19 protein-coding genes are annotated in these 18069 nt (G+C 46.9%); all 19 read left to right on the forward strand.

Translation table 11 applies throughout. The annotated features are described in order from the left end of the window. The first annotated feature begins 39 nt into the window (after positions 1 to 39). A complete protein-coding gene (locus tag H1230_RS07775; RefSeq protein ID WP_239714946.1) occupies positions 40 to 294 on the forward strand; it encodes a hypothetical protein in 255 nt (84 codons plus the stop codon). Further along, entirely contained in the window at positions 267 to 2027 is a 1761-nt protein-coding gene (locus tag H1230_RS07780; RefSeq protein WP_239717182.1) for an alkaline phosphatase family protein, read from the forward strand. Before H1230_RS07775 ends, H1230_RS07780 begins: the two co-directional genes overlap by 28 nt. A 90-nt stretch (positions 2028 to 2117) precedes the next feature. Further along, positions 2118 to 3023 (forward strand): LysR family transcriptional regulator, encoded by a 906-nt coding sequence (locus tag H1230_RS07785; protein WP_239714947.1) that lies wholly within the window; start codon positions 2118 to 2120, stop codon positions 3021 to 3023. Between the two features lie 83 nt (positions 3024 to 3106). Next, entirely contained in the window at positions 3107 to 3991 is an 885-nt protein-coding gene (locus H1230_RS07790; protein ID WP_239714948.1) for an ABC transporter permease, read from the forward strand. Positions 3992 to 4040: 49 nt separating this feature from the next. Then, complete coding sequence (locus H1230_RS07795; protein WP_239714949.1) at positions 4041 to 5153, forward strand: taurine ABC transporter substrate-binding protein; 1113 nt, start codon at positions 4041 to 4043, stop codon at positions 5151 to 5153. A 27-nt stretch (positions 5154 to 5180) separates the two neighbouring features. Then, positions 5181 to 6083, forward strand: a complete 903-nt coding sequence (locus H1230_RS07800) for an ABC transporter ATP-binding protein (protein WP_239714950.1) — start codon at positions 5181 to 5183, stop codon at positions 6081 to 6083. Between the two features lie 285 nt (positions 6084 to 6368). Continuing rightward, positions 6369 to 7553 (forward strand): glycosyltransferase family 4 protein, encoded by a 1185-nt coding sequence (locus H1230_RS07805; RefSeq protein ID WP_239714951.1) that lies wholly within the window; start codon positions 6369 to 6371, stop codon positions 7551 to 7553. A 218-nt stretch (positions 7554 to 7771) separates the two neighbouring features. Beyond that, positions 7772 to 8953, forward strand: a complete 1182-nt coding sequence (locus tag H1230_RS07810; protein WP_239714952.1) for a glycosyltransferase — start codon at positions 7772 to 7774, stop codon at positions 8951 to 8953. A gap of 96 nt (positions 8954 to 9049) precedes the next feature. Further along, positions 9050 to 10297, forward strand: coding sequence for an SPOR domain-containing protein (locus tag H1230_RS07815; protein WP_239714953.1), 1248 nt, complete (start codon positions 9050 to 9052; stop codon positions 10295 to 10297). A 263-nt stretch (positions 10298 to 10560) separates the two neighbouring features. Beyond that, entirely contained in the window at positions 10561 to 10806 is a 246-nt protein-coding gene (locus H1230_RS07820; protein WP_154121712.1) for a DUF4321 domain-containing protein, read from the forward strand. Beyond that, positions 10785 to 11438, forward strand: coding sequence for a Maf family protein (locus H1230_RS07825; RefSeq protein ID WP_481857123.1), 654 nt, complete (start codon positions 10785 to 10787; stop codon positions 11436 to 11438). Before H1230_RS07820 ends, H1230_RS07825 begins: the two co-directional genes overlap by 22 nt. Positions 11439 to 11456: 18 nt before the next feature. Next, positions 11457 to 12146 carry a RadC family protein gene (gene radC / locus H1230_RS07830; protein WP_154121714.1) on the forward strand — a complete coding sequence of 230 codons (690 nt, stop codon included), beginning with the start codon at positions 11457 to 11459 and terminating at the stop codon, positions 12144 to 12146. 39 nt (positions 12147 to 12185) lie between these two features. Beyond that, a complete protein-coding gene (locus tag H1230_RS07835) occupies positions 12186 to 13223 on the forward strand; it encodes a rod shape-determining protein (RefSeq protein WP_154121715.1) in 1038 nt (345 codons plus the stop codon). Positions 13224 to 13279: 56 nt separating this feature from the next. After that, on the forward strand, positions 13280 to 14158 hold the full coding sequence (mreC, locus tag H1230_RS07840; RefSeq protein ID WP_239714955.1) for a rod shape-determining protein MreC: 879 nt from the start codon (positions 13280 to 13282) through the stop codon (positions 14156 to 14158). 5 nt (positions 14159 to 14163) lie between these two features. Beyond that, a complete protein-coding gene (gene mreD, locus H1230_RS07845) occupies positions 14164 to 14691 on the forward strand; it encodes a rod shape-determining protein MreD (RefSeq protein WP_239717184.1) in 528 nt (175 codons plus the stop codon). Between the two features lie 81 nt (positions 14692 to 14772). Next, positions 14773 to 15435, forward strand: coding sequence for a septum site-determining protein MinC (gene minC, locus H1230_RS07850; protein WP_239714956.1), 663 nt, complete (start codon positions 14773 to 14775; stop codon positions 15433 to 15435). A gap of 5 nt (positions 15436 to 15440) precedes the next feature. Then, positions 15441 to 16235 (forward strand): septum site-determining protein MinD, encoded by a 795-nt coding sequence (gene minD, locus H1230_RS07855; RefSeq protein WP_239714957.1) that lies wholly within the window; start codon positions 15441 to 15443, stop codon positions 16233 to 16235. 167 nt (positions 16236 to 16402) lie between these two features. Then, entirely contained in the window at positions 16403 to 17230 is an 828-nt protein-coding gene (locus H1230_RS07860) for a M23 family metallopeptidase (RefSeq protein WP_239714958.1), read from the forward strand. After that, positions 17223 to 18065 (forward strand): M50 family metallopeptidase, encoded by an 843-nt coding sequence (locus H1230_RS07865; protein ID WP_239714959.1) that lies wholly within the window; start codon positions 17223 to 17225, stop codon positions 18063 to 18065. Before H1230_RS07860 ends, H1230_RS07865 begins: the two co-directional genes overlap by 8 nt. The last annotated feature ends 4 nt before the right edge of the window (positions 18066 to 18069 follow it).

Raw genomic sequence — 18069 nt, forward strand, 5'->3', positions numbered from 1 at the left:
ATCAATTGGAATTAAACAATTTGCGAATGGAGTGGAAACATGACTGACGTTAAAGGCAAGGCCAAGAAAGTAATGCTGCTCGGTTTGGACGGTGCAGATCCGAGTCTCATCCGGCGTTACATAGCAGAGGGTAAGCTGCCCAACTTTAAGAGAGCGTTGGATCTGGGCGTGACCACGAATGACCTTGGTATGCAGAGCGTGCTTCCGGCCATTACCCCCCTAACTGGGCATCCATTGCCACCGGAGCCTACCCGGCTACGCACGGGATTACATGCTTTTGGAATCATACCTTAGGCAATGAGCTGGATGTATTGGATTATGGTTTTGATTCGGGGCTATTAAAAGCTGAGACTATTTGGGAATCGTATGCGAGAGCAGGCAAGAAAAGCATTATATTTAATTACCCGACATCTTGGCCTCCGCAGGTAAAGGATGCGATCTATGTCGATGGTACGAGCATTTACACGAACCTGCGTGGATACATTGATTATGAGAAGATTTATGAAGGCAAAACCGGCAATTTTGAACTTATTGAGATCCCGCATGTACTTGACAACACTGGTGCGAATTGCCGCTTTGAAGGTAAGGAGACTTCGCAAAAGGCTGAGATTAGCAAGGATACTTATGAGGGCTTTGGTTATACTCAGCCGGGACTTGTAACTACCACTCAGGATGGAGAGTTATCAGCCGATGTGCCAACTGCCGACCAAATCAAGACTCCGATTCAACCCGCGTCTGGTTGGAGCTTCGCTCCCGAGAATGCCCGTGAGTTCTTAGTACCGGTGAACAACGGCCAGGCCTTGCGCTACGGATTACTGGTGGCGGATAACGGAAACGAATACAACAGAATTCAGATCTATGCCTCCAAGGAAGCGGAAGTGCCACTCGGTGAAGCTACAGCCGGGGAATGGAGCGACAGGATATATGACAACTATACGATCGACGGGCTTAGCATTCCAGTAGCCTACAAAATTCGGGTGCTGCAGCTAGACCCGGCGGGAAACAGCTTCACCTTCTACTCTTCGTATGTACTGGATCTTAAGACTGGAAAGTACTTCTACCCGCAAAGCATCGGTGAGGAACTATACAGTAAGGTAGGGCCCATGCTGCAGCCCTCCAACTACAGCCGATTGAATCCGCTGGCAGATGAAGTGTTGCTTGAATCCATTGAAGAAATGTACCGCTGGCATGTGGAGGCGATTAATTATCTGCTGGACCATAAAGAATGGGATTTGTTCTATACCCACATGCATGGCATTGATATGTTTATGCATTTCTATCTGGATCACACACTGGAGGCTGCGTCACCTGAGTTTGAAAGATATCAGGATATCATCTACCGAATATATGAAATCAGCGACCGTTTTATCGGGGCTCTGTTGGATCGACTGGATGACAATACTACAATCTTTATCGTCTCTGATCATGGCGGAGTGGCCAAGAATCCAGAAACAGATCATCCGTTGATCGGAGATATGTGGGGTATCAATGTAGGTATTCTTGGCGAGTTGGGTTATACGCAGGTTAAGCAGAATAACGGAAACCTCGAAATTGATTGGAGTCGAACTACCGCTGTTGCCCAGCGGGCTACCTTCATTTATCTGAATGTGTTGGGTCGTGATCCCCAAGGGATTGTCGATCCTGCAGATTATGACAAGACGGTTGAGAGAATCATTGATGATTTATACAATTATCGTGATCCCAAGACGGGTAGAAGAGTTATCAGCTTCGCCTTGAACCGGAATGATATGGAGGTAGTTGGGCTTGGCGGTGAGAACAGCGGCGATATATTCTATATTCTGGAGCCCGATTTTACTCGTTGCCATGGCAATGGTCTTAGTAACCACTCGCAGCAAGGCTATTCAATGAAAGCATTGTTTATAGCCCTAGGGGCAGGCGTGAAGGCTGGTGAGGTCATCAATCGTACAGTCAAGGTAGTGGATATTGTACCGACCATTTGTCATTTGAGTGATTCGCCAGTGCCGAACCACGCGGAAGGCGGGGTACTTTATCAGATATTGGCTTAAAAAAATAATTTAATATACGTTCTTTCCCTAGTAGTCACATTGGATTTATGGTTATATAATGAGACTACTACAGGTAGAGAGGGAGATCGTATGCGACTGGAGCAACTCTATCATATTGTGGCCATCGCACAGACCGGCTCAATTTCACTGGCTGCCGAGCGCTCCTACATTTCTCAGCCTGCGCTCAGTTCTTCCGTCTCCAAGCTGGAGCTGGAGCTGGGCATTCCACTCTTCAAACGGAGCAATCAGGGTGTGCAGCTAACGGAGATTGGCGAGGCTGTTATCCTAAAGGCCATGGAGGCTATTGATCTGCTGGAGGATATTAAAGCTATTGCTGAAGAAAGTACCCATGCCCTAACCGGAAGCATTCATTTGGCAGTGGAGCCGTTCATTAGCAATACTATAATGGTGAATATTCTGACCACGTTTAAGCATAGGCATCCTAACGTGAATGTGTTGATGAAGGTAGGGGAGTCGAATAATAACTTGCGAGATATTGCTGCAGGCAAGGCAGATTTCGGCGTGCTTATGAAGACCTGCGAGCTGCCAGAAGAGAAGGACCTCTGTTTAAAGGAACTCTTTAAAGACCAACTGGTATTGCTCGTGAGCCATAACTCCCAACTGGCAGGGCAGCCTTCTGTGACGCTTGCCGAAGCGCTTGCCCAGCCCCTAGTACTGTATAATACTGAATTTTCCACCGACTGCGGCATTTCCGAGCTGCTGAAGAAACATGGCGACTTCAAAGTTGCTTATCGTCTGGACAGTTTTCCCATGCTGGAGGAGGTCATCTCGCTGAATTTATGCGCCGCCTTTGCGCCTAAGTTCATGAGCGATTATTTCCGGAACAAGGGCAGTATCGTACCGCTGGATATCTCTGATGCGCAGTTGGATGTTTCCATTGCTCTGGCGTGGACGAAGAGACATCATCTCTCGCTGATTGAAAAAGAATTGATGGAGACGATCAAATCATTATCCTCCACATGTGAATTCAAATAAAATATAAGCCTACCGGACAACTGGAGGCCTTCTACTACCGGATTTGCGGGATTTCTCCGTACCGGAGCAGGGGGCCTTTCCTCATGTTGGGACGGGAATGGGGAAAGGAACGACTAACGATGCCAAGCAATACTCAGGAGGCCGTATCTCATGAGCCCTTAGAACAAAGAAAAGTCTCCGTAAAAGCAAAGCCGACAGCATCCAAGGAATGGATCTACCGTAGCATTTCTGTGGGATCACTGCTAATCGCCTTTGTACTATGGTGGCTTGTAAGTGAAGAGAAATGGGTCAATTCGTTGTTCCTGCCATCACCGCATGTAGTCTGGACGGCATTTACGGATATTGTTCATGAAGGGTACAAGGGCCAGAGTCTGCTGATTCACATTGCGACAAGCATGAGAAGGCTGTTTCTGGCGCTGGCGCTCGCCTTTGTAACAGCAGTTCCGCTGGGCATTCTATGCGGGCGTTACCGCTGGCTGCGTGCCATCTTCGACCCATTTATTGAATTTTACCGTCCACTACCTCCGCTTGCCTACTACACCTTGCTTATCCTATGGTTTGGGATTACCGACGTGTCCAAGGTAATTCTATTATTTCTAGGCGCATTTGCCCCGCTTTTTATAACTGCGGTATTCAGCGTTCAAAGGCTGAGTAAAGATCGGATTAACGGTGCGAAATCGCTTGGGGCGAGTGGTTGGAGAATGTATGTTTTCGTTATTTTCCCATCCGTGCTGCCCGAGCTGCTGACTGGACTTCGTACCGCCGTTGGTGTGAGTTATGCCACGCTCGTAGCTGCCGAAATGGTTGCTGCAGTATCAGGTGTCGGCTGGATGGTGCTGGACGCGAGCAAATTCCTAAGGAGCGATATTATGTATCTGGGCATTATTATTATGGCGCTGATCGCTATTGCTATTGACCTCATTATACGCAGTTTAATTCGACGGGTATCACCATGGGTGGAGCAATAATTCCACTATCTATTCATGAATTACAGGAATTTATAAGGGAGAGATCAAGATGAGGAATTATCGCAAAGGATTAAGATTTGGAGCATTGATGAGCACCATTGTGTTGCTGCTGGTAGTAACGGCTTGCGGAAATAGCAACAGTAATAATAGCGTGAACAGCGCTGCTGAATCCTCAGCGGCTCCAACGACAGAAGTGGCGGCGTCTACGGCTCCAACCGCGGCTCCTGAAGAGCTGCCGAAAGAAATTCGCATTGGCTATCAGGTATCTCCGAACGGAGAACTGTTGGCCAAAGCACTGGGTCTGCTGGAGAAGAAATACCCCGATGTAAAGATTTCTTGGTTGAAATTTGATTCCGGTCGGGATGTTAACGTAGCTATTGCCAGCGGGGGCATTGATTTTGGTCTGCTGGGTACACCTCCGGGAGCTTCCGGTGTTGCACAAGGGTTGCCGGACCAGATCTATTATATTCATGATGTTATTGGCAAAAGTGAAACTTTGGTCGTTAAGCAGACTTCTGGTATTAATACTCTGCAGGATTTGGCCGGACATAAAATTGCTACGACCTTTGGCTCCACCTCACATTTCAGTCTGCTGTCGGCGCTGAAGCAGGAGAATATTGATCCTTCTACGATCACTATTCTCGATATGCAGGCTCCCGATATTGTAGCGGCTTGGCAAAGAGGAGATATTGATGGCGCTTATACTTGGCAGCCTAGCCAGTCCAAGCTAGTGGAGGATGGCGGTAAGGTTATCATCAGCTCTGCTGATGTGGCGGCAAAGGGCGGCATTACCGGTGAGTTTGGAGTCGTTCACAATGATTTCATTGCAAAATATCCGAACGTTGTAAAAGGGTATATCTCCGTGCTGGACGAAGCGGTGAAATATTACCGTGATCATGCGTCAGAAGCTGCTGCAGCCTTGTCGGAAGAACTGGGTCTGACGCCGGAAGCCACCCTCCAAGCGATGAACGAAATCATAGTGCTGGACGCTTCACAGCAAACATCGGCAGAATATATGGGCACGCCGGAACAACCTGGGGCTTTTGGACAGCTGCTGAAGGATACTGGAGATTTCCTGGTCGAACAGAAATCTATCACGGATTCACCTGATCTGAGCGTTTACCAAAAAGCGCTTCGCAGTGATCTTTATCCGGTTAACTAAACTATATTTATGAGAGGAAACACCATTATGATCTTAGAGGGCAATGTCAACGGGCAAGGTTTGTTGGGTGCAGGAGTTTACGAGGAGAATAGGGACATCAAGAGTGCTTGCGGTCTGGATTCAACCCTAGCTGCGCCAGATATATTGCTCAATAGGGATCATGGCATTTGCTTGGAAGGAATCGGCCTTTCTTATGGAGGTGGGGAGGTCGGGGATCAGGCGTTATACGGAGTAGATTTAAGGCTTGATCCAGCGGAGTTCGTTGTTATATTAGGACCTTCTGGATGCGGTAAAACCTCTCTGCTGAACATTATTGCCGGTTATTTGCGGCCGACGCAGGGGAGTATCACTATTAATGGCAAGCGGCATACCAAGCCTGATGCGGAAGTAGGAGTGGTCTTCCAACAGCCCAACCTTTTTCCGTGGCTGTCCTTGGCCCGCAATATTGAGTTTGGGCTGCGAATGAAGAAGATGCCTAAGGCTGAGCGTCGGGAGCGGGTTGCCTATTTTCTTGACCTGATGGGGCTAAGTTCTTCCGGAGCTTTGCTGCCGCATCAGCTGTCAGGCGGGATGAAGCAGCGTGCAGCAATTGCCAGAACCTTGGCTACAGAACCGGAAATTGTACTGCTGGATGAGCCATTTAGTGCGCTTGATGCATTGACCCGTGAGAATATGCAGGTTCATCTGCGTGCAATCTGGCGGAAGACAGGGAAATGCCTGTTCTTTATTACGCATGATGTGGATGAGTCTCTGCTCCTCGCTAGTCGAATTATTGTTATGCATCCCGGCCCAGGAAGAATCGTGGAAGACTTCCGTAATCCGCTTGCCGCCAGCGGGATAGAACGTCCCTTTGATGAGATCCGGGCGAGCCGTGAATATAAGGAGCTACGCCAGTTTCTAGTCTCACGGATTGGCTCACATCAAGGATAAAAATATTTACCACAGGGTGTCTTCAGATCGCCATTAGGCGAGGGAGGCACCCTATTCTTGTCTCTTCATTTCTGGATTTGCTATATTTCTGCTTGAATTGGGTAATTAGATATAACATCTGTGGTAAGCTCATTATCTTTTTCGTGAAAAGAGATGGTGAAATTTAAATTATTTTACATAAAAGCAAAAAACGACAAAATAATAATAGACTTTAGGGTAATATATCAACAAAGCTAATCTGCAGCAGAATATAAAGATTGATACCGAGAATGGGGAGTCCACGTAATGAGAGAGAAATTACTATTTATATCCGCTGAGAATCCTTTTCCACAGGATAGTGGCGGCAAATTAAGAACAGGGAATATTCTCAATATTGTACTTGCCAAATATGATGTAGATCTCTTAACCTATCGCAATAGCAGAATATCACCAACTGTGGACACAGCAGACAGCGCTCTTACCATACACGAAGTGGATTGTACCGTAAGCTATCGCAAAGCCATGCTGCGTTCACTGTACAAAAGGCGTAATTGCTCCTATATGAGTCATGTGGATTTAGATATGAGTAGCAAGATAAGGGAGCTTTGCAATCAAACTGATTATCGTCATGTGTTTATATCCCATAGTCTGCTGGGGTACTGCATTGATATTGTGACAAGAATTCTTCCGGAGGCCATGATCATATCAGATGCGCATAACTTCGAGAGTGGCTTATCCTTGCAACTGGCCGAGAAGAAGAAGGGTCTCGCCAAGGTTTATTTTACGATGAATGCCTGGTGGACCAAACAGGATGAACTGAAGCTTTTGAAGAGAACGGATCTGTTGCTGACAACCTCTGAGCAGGATGGCCTTTCTTTTAAGGAATTATCACCCCAAAATGCTGACAAAGTGCATGTGATTCCAAATTTTATCCGTATGGACAATTATAGATATGACAAATGCGCAACAAAGGAGGAATGGATCATTCTTCCGGGTAATATGAACTATTTTCCAAACGTCAATGCAGCGACTTATTTCTATGAGGAGATATACCCACTTATCAAAGCCCAAATTCCGGGAATTAAGTGGTATATCGTAGGGCGGGATGTGCATCCTGATGTGGCTGCGCTGGCGGAAAAAGACAATTCGATCGTTATCACGGGTTATGTGGATAGTGTAGCCGATTACATTCGCCGGGCCAAGGTTGTCATTGCCCCATTACGGGAAGGCAGCGGAACGCGCCTGAAGATATTGGAGGCGTGGGCCTTGAAAACACCGGTGGTATCAAGCACCAAAGGGGCCGAAGGCCTGATCTATAACCATACGGGTGATATTTTTATCGCTGATGATCCCCGGAGCTTTGCTGAAAGTGTGGTTACTTTAATGCAGGATCATGATCGAGGGGTTGTGATGGCCGACCGTGCGCATCAGACGATGCTGGCACATTATGAGGCTGAAAGCGTGCGGGATAAGCTGCTGAGTCTGGTATAGAGTAATGTAGGAAAAGGGATTGGTGTTTGTGACTTTTTAAGTACAAAATCTAATAAGTGATTCTTTTCTCTTATAAATCGACAAAGTTTTTGCGGGCGATGAGTTACTATTGAACTGCATCTAAAGTTGCATAAAGGGTGGCGGGGTTCATTTCAACCTGCTTTTTTTCCTATATATACCCCTATTATAAATTTATAAAGTAACAAGGAGACAAGTTCATGCGGGAAAGAATGCTGTTCCTATCAGCTAAGAATCATCAAACACAAGACCTTGAAGGAGATATAAGGACAGGAAGATTTCTTAAGATTTTGCAGGAAAAGTATGAAATTGATCATCTGTTCTACAGGAATTCAAGTAGAGAATTGTCTGTGACTGGCGGGTCTCAATTTATCGCATATAAGGAAAGAGGAGCTCTCACTAGCCGGAGAACAAAGCTGCGTTCCCTATACAAACTGCGGGATTACGCCTATCGGAGCAGTACTGGGAAGAATATGAGGGACAACCTAACAGATTTGTGCCGCTCAAATACATATAGCCATGTCTTTATATCGCATAGTCTGCTCCAAAACTGTATTGATATTATCAGGCATCTGCTCCCTGAGGCAACAATTATCACGGATGCATACCGTTTCAAGGGCGGAATGTCCATTGGAGAAGCCGTTGGGAAGCGTATCTTAATCACCCCCTACCAGAAGCTGAATGCTGCTCTGGTCCGTCGGGACGAGCGAAATCTATTGAACAAAACTGGCTTGCTGCTGGCAACCTCGGAATGGGATGCACTCTCATTTAAGTCCTTGTCATTTGCAGATGCCAGTAAAGTGCATGTGGTGCCGCATTTCATTGATATGCATCAATACGAATATACAGAGCCTGTGCTCAAGGAGAATTCGATTGTTCTATACTGGGATATGAATACGAGCCCGGGTAAGCAAGTCGCCTTATTATTTTTCCATAAGATTTATTCGCGGATTAAGGCAAAGGTACCTGATGTACGCTGTTATATAGTCTGCCGTGAAGTACCTCCTGAGGTAGCAGAACTGGGTAAAGAAGATAATTCAATTAATATCACTGGGCCTTTGGACAATGCTGCTGAATACATACGCAAGGCAAAGGCGGTTATTGCTCCGTTGCTGGATAACTGTGGAGCCCGAATGAGTGTGCTGGAATCCTGGGCCCTCAGAACACCAGTAGTTTCCAGCACTAAAGGTTCGGAAGGGTTAAACTGCGAGCATAACCGAAATATATTACTAGCTAGCACAGCGAAGGATGCCGTAGACAATATTGTGAGTCTGCTGCAGGACTCGGGGCTGGGTGGCCTAATTGCGGATCGGGCGCATCAAACGTTGCTAAAGCATTACGAGGCGAACAGTGTTCGGGCCAAAATTCTCAGTCTGGTATAACAAAGATGAATAAACCCAATCCACATGTAAAATAGCATATCTCCCTCTTATCTATCATATATTTGCTTATAGATTAGATAAGGTGAGGTGTGGCAATTGAATAACGCAAGAATGACATTTCGATTTGATGACAAGCAGGATAAGCTCAAGCCTAAAGCAGAGGATCGTAGTGGGTCAGGCAGGAGTCTGGGAACAGCAACTGATTACATCTCGGAAAGCCTACAGCAGGAATCCGGATTGCTTGAGCCTACTGGGCCTGTAGATTCAGCTTTTCGATTTGCTCAAGAAGAGCCTGTGGATGATGCTGAGACCTATTATTCAACACCTGCTGATCTCCGCAAGCCATACTTTGAGGTGAATAACCATCTTCCACTGGTACCAACAGAGTTGGAAGTTGACAGATATATTACTCAGCCGCTTGGTAATGACAGATTCTCGCAACAGCACGAGGATAATCTACCACGCGAAGATGGTTATGGAGGTTCCTATCATAGTCGCCGTCCCTCCTATTGGTGGAAGTTTGCCCTTTCTGTTGCAGGGGCTGTTGTAACTGGAGTGTTGCTTGGTTATGTGGCGTTGTCTTTTTTTAACGGAGGGAGTACGGGAACGGGGTCCGCGTCAACAACAGGTTCCACCGCTGTTCTGGAGCAGGCTGTGGGAAATACTGATTCGGCAAAAGCGGGGGCTTCCGGTGCTGCCGGTACTGAGTCCGCAGGAATGAATCGTCTCGCAGTGCAGGTGGCAGCGCAGAGCTATTACCTGCTGCAATACGGGGTATTCAGCACATCAGCAGGAGCGGAGCAGGCGCAGCAGGAGTTGCTTGATGCTGGACTGGCTGCTGCCCTGGATCCTGCAGATGGAAATCGCGTCTACGCTGGCCTGTCACCGGACCGTGAGCAGGCCAAGCTGCTGAGCAGCGGCCTGAAGAATCAGGGGATTGAGCTATATGTGAGAGAGGTTACATTACCGGCCGCAGAGCAGTTGGCTTTTGGTGGAAACGCAGAAGCTGTGAATAATTATTTCTCTATCAGCGGGCAGTTGCTTGCTGAGCTTGCCAGCCAGTCCGCTTCGTTGCTCAGTACAGCTCCAGCAAATGCTGCTGCCGATACTTCTCACGTCAGTGATCTTCATATGCAGTGGACGGAGGCAGCTAAGACATTTGAGCAGGGCTTATCCCCTGCGGCGCAGCGAATTTGCGCAGAGTTGGAGAAGTCTATGAGCCAAGGAATCTCAGCGCTGAATGAATATAATAAGAATATGGCAAAGGGTCTTCTCTGGGAAGTGCAGGAGTCGATGATGAGCTTCCTTACCGGCCAGAGACAATTGCTGTCCACCTTAGGCTGAGGGATTAGAATGCTACTTTCTGAAATGCTCAATTTTTTGCGCCAATATTTAGATTTCATATGTTTCATACAATAACTTCACCTTCTATTTCTCGAAGAAACGGGTGCCGTCCTATTTATGGACGGCACCCGTTTCTTCCTGTTTACGTTGCCTTTTATGCTTCATAAGTGGTAATCATATCCATTTTGGATTTAGCGTTTGTATTGAACTCCGTTTCACCGTATAATAATTAAGGTGTCAAAAAATGGCGAGGGACGACTGAAATGAAGAAGAAAAATGTAGGAACACTGCTGTTATTTCTAATTCTGGGCTGGTTAGCCGGAGCGTGGATTGCCAAGTTGCTGCAGCCTGTAAAGGCTCTGTCTTTTCTCACAACATCAACCGTTCTAAAGTGGTCTCCGCAAGCCGATTTGGACATCATAACCTATGACATCACTATTCATTTGAAATTGTGCATGCTTAGTCTAGCTGGTATTATTACTGCCGTATGGCTATACCGGAGACTATAACATTCTTTACTGATTTAGGAAGGAACGATTATAACGTGGATGTCATTATTCTCGCCTCAGGTTCACCGCGTCGTCGGGAACTGTTATCTTTGCTCGGTCTGCCCTTCGAGGTTATAACCAGTGAAGCTGATGAGAGCACACCACCAGATTGGACGCCGGAACAGATTGTATGCAATCTGGCCTTGCGTAAAGCAGAGGCGGTAATACCAGCTGTCGGTGAGCGCAATGCAGTTATCATCGGGAGTGACACAATCGTCGTTCTGGATGATACTGTACTTGGCAAACCGGTGAATGAGCTGGACAGCAAAGCTATGCTTACTGCTCTTCAAGGCCGGAAACATAGGGTGTACACTGGTGTAGCCTGTATTGGACTGCCAGATGGTAAGACATTGGTGGATCACCGGGTAACCTCCGTAACCATGAGAGCCATGAGCGATAACGAGATCGCTGCCTACATAGCTACCGGAGAGCCCGCTGACAAGGCTGGCTCCTATGCGATACAAGGGCTTGGTGCCACCTTGGTAGAAAGAATCGCTGGCTGTTATTTTAACGTGGTCGGGCTACCATTATCACTGCTTGGCGGAATGTTGTCCGGATTTGGCATAACTGTGCTGAATCAGCAGGGAGAGTAAAGGGAAGAGGGATTAGGGATGGAGTCGCAATCGATTATGCTGCGAGACCTCCCCCATGAAGAACGACCTAGAGAGCGCATGATGCATTATGGGGCAGAATCATTAAGTCAAGCAGAGCTTCTTGCTATTCTGCTGCGTACGGGAACACGCCGGGAATCGGCTATTCATATTGCACAGCGAATACTTAACCAAATAGGCAGTCTTCGCCAACTGGCAGACCTTAGCATCGAAGAACTAATGACAATCAAAGGCATCGGCCCTGCCAAGGCGGTGCAACTAAAAGCTGGCATCGAACTGGGAAGGCGCATGGCGAACTCCAGGTTGAATGAACCGGTGACCATACGTAGTCCTCAGGACGCGGCGGAGCTCCTAACCGAGCAACTGCGTTATTTGCAGAAAGAGCATTTCGTCTGCCTGTTCCTAAATACGAAGAATCATGTTGTTGCACAGGAGACGTTATCCATGGGCAGTCTCAACGCCTCAATTGTTCATCCCCGTGAGGTATTTCGGGCAGCCATCAAATGCAGCAGTGCATCTATTATATGCGCACACAATCATCCCAGTGGTGATCCGACGCCGAGTCCAGAAGATATTTCCCTGACTAAGAGATTGCTTCAGGCAGGCGAAATTGTTGGAATCGACGTACTGGATCATCTAATTATCGGAGATAGCAGTTTTGTGAGTTTGAAGGAAAAAGGCTTTATGTAATAAAATCGCATAGATTCACTAGGAAAAGGAGAATACAGCATGTTTGGTGGTTTTACGAAAGACTTAGGAATTGACCTTGGGACGGCGAATACGCTCGTCTATGTACGCGGCAAGGGTATTGTTGTTAGAGAACCTTCCGTGGTGGCCATTAATACAGATACCAAAACGATAGAAGCCGTAGGCGAATCCGCCAAGAAAATGATAGGTCGCACACCGGGGAATATTCGGGCTATTCGTCCGATGAAAGACGGGGTTATTGCCGATTTTGATACAACGGCTACTATGATTAAATATTTTATCCGTCAAGCACAGAAGCAGCGTTCAATGTTCCAACGCCATCCGAACGTAATGGTCTGTGTTCCTTCCGGCATTACTGCTGTTGAGCAGCGGGCCGTTGAGGATGCAACCAAGCAAGCCGGAGCACGTGAAGCTTACATTATCGAGGAACCTTTTGCCGCAGCTATTGGTGCTGACCTGCCAGTATGGGAGCCAACCGGAAGTATGGTTGTTGACATCGGCGGAGGTACGACTGAAGTAGCCGTAATTTCACTCGGAGGTATTGTGACTAGCCGTTCTGTACGTGTGGCGGGTGACGAGGCAGATGAAGCCATCATCCAGTACATCAAGCGCCAATATAACCTGATGATCGGTGAACGGACCTCAGAGCAGTTGAAGATGGACGTGGGTTCTGCCCTACCACTTGAGAAGGCTGAAACGATGGAAATTCGTGGTCGCGATCTCGTGACAGGTCTCCCAAAGACACTAACCATTACTTCTGATGAGATTTGTGAAGCGTTGGGGGATACGGTGAATGCTATTGTTGAAGCCGTCAAAGTAACGCTGGAGAAATGCCCGCCGGAACTGGCCGCTGATATTATGGACCGTGGTATTGTATTGACCGGTGGAGGTGCGCTGTTGCGCAACCTGGATAAACTGCTTGCACGAGAAACCGGTATGCCGGTAATTGTCGCCGAGAATCCGCTTGACTGCGTAGCTATTGGCACAGGCAAGGCACTTGAGAACATTCACTTGTTCAAGAGCCGCAGTAGCTCAAGTCTTCGCTCCAAGCGATATTAAGCCTGAACCACTTGTGAATGTCAACCCCTGTTATGGGAGAAATACGTTGTTAGAGGGTGTTGAAACTGTTTAAACTCTTAAGCAATAAACGTTTGTTTATATTATTGTTTACATTGGTACTGTTTATTGTGGTGATGGGCTTTAGCTTGGGAACAAGAAAAGCTTTGTCCTGGCCGGAGAATTTTCTCAGAGATACGACTGGTTTCGTGCAAAGTGTATTCTACAAGCCCGCTGGATATGTAGCGGGCTTGTTTGAAGATATCGGAAATCTTCACGATCTCGCCAAAGAGAATGAGAGTCTCAAAATAACGGTCGCCCAATATACACGTGATAAAGCTACGTATAACTTTATTCAAGCGGAGAATGAACAACTAAAGAAACAGCTCGAATTCACCAAAGCACAGAAGGAAAAATATGATTATGAGTATCATATCGCCCAAGTAGTCAGTCTGACTACTGAGCCAAGCAACAGTTCGCTGGTAATCGATCTCGGTTCCAAAGATGGCGTTAAGACTAATATGTCCGTGATATCTGTAGAGGGTCTGGTTGGTGTTATTAGTGAGGTCAGCAATTTCACCTCGACGGTTAAGCTGATGACCATGATGGATAGTAATGATCCGAACTCTCAGCCGGCAATAGCTGCTACGGCTATAGGAAAAGAGAATTCCACCTTCGGTATGATTCAAAGCTATAATCAGGAAACCAAACGACTTCAGATGGATAAAATCCCTCCAGGTGATCCCATTGCTGTGGGGGACACCATTGTTTCCTCCGGTATCGGTGGCTTGTATCCACGCGGTCTGATTATCGGTACTGTAGATAGCGTTGCAGTGGGAGAGTTCGGATTAACCTCTACCGCAATCATTAAGCCTAAAGCCGAATTTGAGGACTGGAAGCAGCTGATTGTTGTATATACAGAGGAGCGTACAGAATAGTGAATATGCGGAGAAGACCCTTTCTTATTCTACTGTTGTTCCTCCTGTTTATTCTGCAGGGGACGATTCTTCCTTGGCTGTTACCGAATGTCTGGGAGATGCGGATCATTCCGAATCTGTTCTTTATTGTTATACTATTCGTAACCGTTTATCATCATCGCCATACTGCCCTGCTATTGGGCTTATCCTTTGGGATGCTGCATGATGTCATTTTTTACGGCAGAATTATTGGAGCTCATTCTTTTGCAATGGGCTTATCTGCTTATTTGATTGGCCTGATCTTTCAAATTCCACGCGCACCACTTCCGCTTATGATGACTGTGGTTCTACTAGGGAGCCTGCTGGAAGACAGTATGCTATTTGCAATCTATAGTGTATTTAATCTCAACAATGAACCATACAGCTGGGCGTTATTAAATCATATGTTGCCTACGATGTTGTTTCATTTCGCGTTTGCCTTGCTCCTCTATATTCCGCTCCGGCGCCAGCTTGAGCTACTGAAGAAAGAGACGCGCAAAGAAGAAACCCTATGAAGCGACTTGTATTTTCTTATGGAGTAAAGCAGGAACTTGAGGGGCTCGGCACGAATGAATGAGGATAGGGGGACTAAGCAGATGACAGTGAAATCCAAGCATGTAAGGATTAAAGGCATCAAGGACGGCCTGGTATTCCTGCTAGACGACAAATGTCCCTTTGAAGATCTTCTGAGCGAGCTTCGTTTCAAGTTGGAACACAGCCATCAAAATATTTTGACAGGACCGATTATACATGTGGACATTAAGCTGGGTAACCGTTCCGTAACTGAGCAAGAGAAGGAAGCAGTGCTGGAGATTCTGAAGGGGCAAGGCAATTTGTTGATCCGCTCCGTCGAGGCGCTAGAGGAACCTGGCAGCACCGACGATTCTGAAGCGCTGTTTCTGATGAGTGGTATGTTGCGTTCCGGTCAGGTGCTGCATCATCAAGGTAATCTATTATTTCTTGGCGATGTAAACCCAGGAGGTACGATTACCTGTTCAGGTGATATTTATATTCTAGGTGCACTTAGAGGTATGGCTCATGCGGGTGTGGACGGTAATGTAGAGGCTATTATTGCCGCTTCACATCTGTCCCCGACCCAACTGCGGATTGCAGATATTATCAGCAGACCTCCAGACGAATGGGGTACCCGAGAGAGCACCATGGAATTTGCATATTTATCGAAGGGTGCTATGCAGATCGACAAGATTCATAATATAGTCAAGTTACGTCAGGGTTTAAATGTGTTTAAAGGGGTGTAGCCTCCATGGGAGAAGCGATTGTCGTTACCTCAGGTAAAGGCGGAGTTGGCAAAACAACCACAACGGCCAATATTGGAACCGCGCTTGCACTGCAGGGTAAAAAAGTCTGTCTCGTCGATACCGATATTGGACTGCGTAATCTGGATGTAGTTATGGGACTTGAGAATCGTATTATTTATGATATTGTGGATGTGGCCGAGGGTAGATGCCGCCTTAATCAGGCATTGGTTAAGGACAAACGTTTTGATGAATTGTACATGCTGCCCGCAGCACAGACGAAGGACAAAACGGCTGTTACTCCTGAACAGGTGAAGGATATCATCCTTGAATTAAAGAAGGAATATGAGTATATTCTGATTGATTGTCCCGCAGGAATTGAGCACGGCTTCCGTAATGCGATAGCTGGTGCGGATAAGGCTATCGTTGTTACCACACCGGAGCATGCCGCTGTGCGGGATGCAGATCGTGTAATCGGCCTGTTGGAGCAATCACATGTAGAGTCACCCAAGCTGGTCATTAACCGTATTCGTCCAGGACTTGTGAAGTCCGGCGATATGCTTGATATTGAGGATGTATTGCAAGTGCTTAATATTGATCTGATTGGAATTGTCCCAGATGACGAAATGGTCATTAAAGCCGCTAATAGCGGGGAGCCAACCGTAATGAATCCGGATTCTCCTGCCGCTATTGCTTACCGCAACATAGCTCGTCGTATTCTGGGTGATGCTGTACCGTTGATGCAGCTTGACCGAAAGCCGAATGCCTTTAAGAAATTCAAGAAATTTTTTGGTATGGGCTGAACTAGGTATGCCTACATATCGAAGCATAAAGGGTCACGCTCGTAGATAAATCTATGAGTGTGACCCTTTTTTTATGCAACATCAAAGGACCTTGCGAGGGGCTTGTTCTAAAGACACTTCTATTCTTCATAAAATGGAAGTAAAACAAGCCCGCCGGAGGGATAACTATGGATCAGAAATTAGATATCAAGGGTCGCCGCAAGGAGCGTATCCGCAACTTACTGGAGGATCTCCCGGAAGTTGCGGTTTCAGCAGTACCGCCATTGTTCACAATACCAGATAAGAAGATAAACTTTAAGGATACAGAGCCAGATCCCGAGGTCATGTGGAAAGAACGCCGTGGGAGCTGGGAGAATCATGGGAACGGGGAGAAGCCACGTTTTGTCAGCGGTTTTATACGGCGGACTGTTGCCAGTGTGCTAGTGTTTGGTGCCGTGTGGGGGATATTTGCTATTCAGCAGCCATGGTCGCAACAAGCACAGGCTTTTATTAACGACGCTTTGAGCAAGGATATGGACTTTGCAGCAGCCAGGGTCTGGTATGAGGAGCATTTTAACGGGGCTCCGGCGTTTATTCCAATTTTTGGTGATAAAGAAGAGCCAGCTCAAAAGGCAGCAGCCGTACATGAACTGAATCCTCCGATAGTCGGGAGTATCATAAAGCCTTTTGTGTCCTCACTTAAAGGTGTGGAAATTATGCCTGAAACCGATTCAAGCGGCAGTGTGATGGTGAAGAGTGTAGATATAGGGCGCGTACTGTCCGTATCCAAAGAGCTGCTGGGTGGAATTCGGATCACTATCCAGCATTCAGGCGGTATTATTGCTGAGTATGGCCATTTAAGTGGGACAAAGCTAAAGGTTGATGATTGGCTGCAGAGTGGTGAGAATATTGGGTGGATAGTAGAACCGGAGACAGCTTCTGAGACTACACTCTTTTTTGCAGTGATGAAGGATAAAGCCTATATTGATCCTGCTGAAGTGGTCTCATTTGATTAGAATCTGGGGGATCGAGTTTACGCTGCATCCGCTATTTGTGATTGTGATGTTCTTTTCTGTTCTCACAGGACAGTTTCTGGAGCTGCTCACTTTATTTATGATCGTGCTAGTTCATGAAATGGGACATGTCTGCGCTGCCCTTCTCACCGGTGTTTCGGTCAAATCTGTACAGCTTCTCCCATTCGGGGGGGTTGCTATTATCGAGGATCATGGCCAGCTTACAGCTAGCCGCGAGATCGGAATTGCTCTGGCCGGACCGCTGCAAAATGGGATTATGATTGTGATTGCCTATGGTATTCTGCAAGCAGGTGTTGGCAACGGAGCATTTCTGAACTATTTTATCCAGGCGAATACCATTATTGCGCTTTTTAATCTTTTGCCAATTCTGCCGCTTGACGGAGGGAAGGTCCTTCAGGCTGCTATAAGTTTGCTGCTTCCCTATTATTTCACTTTATTATGGAGCGGAAGAGTGAGTGTGACTGCTAGTATACTGGTTGTTGCTTATGCGCTGCTGCCTCTTGGAGCGGGTGGGGGACTTAGACTGAACTTGCTGATGATCGGAGCTTTTTTACTATATTCCAATATTACAGACCATCGTAACTTTCCCTACCGGTTCGTTTCTTTTCTGATGCACAGGGAAGCTGTATATGAGCGACATCTGCGGACCGGGAGTGTGGCCCGTCCGATTGTTGCTTTAGCTGCGAAACCTTTGGATGATATATTGCGTCTATTTAAACGTAACCAGTATCATTTTATCTACGTGTTGAACGACAGCGGAGATGTGCTGGCTGTTGTGCCGGAACAGCGGCTGATATCCTCTTACTTTAGAAGTTAGTATA

Origin of the sequence: Paenibacillus sp. 19GGS1-52, assembly GCF_022369515.1 — a bacterium.
Classification (GTDB): Bacteria; Bacillota; Bacilli; order Paenibacillales; family Paenibacillaceae; genus Paenibacillus_AQ.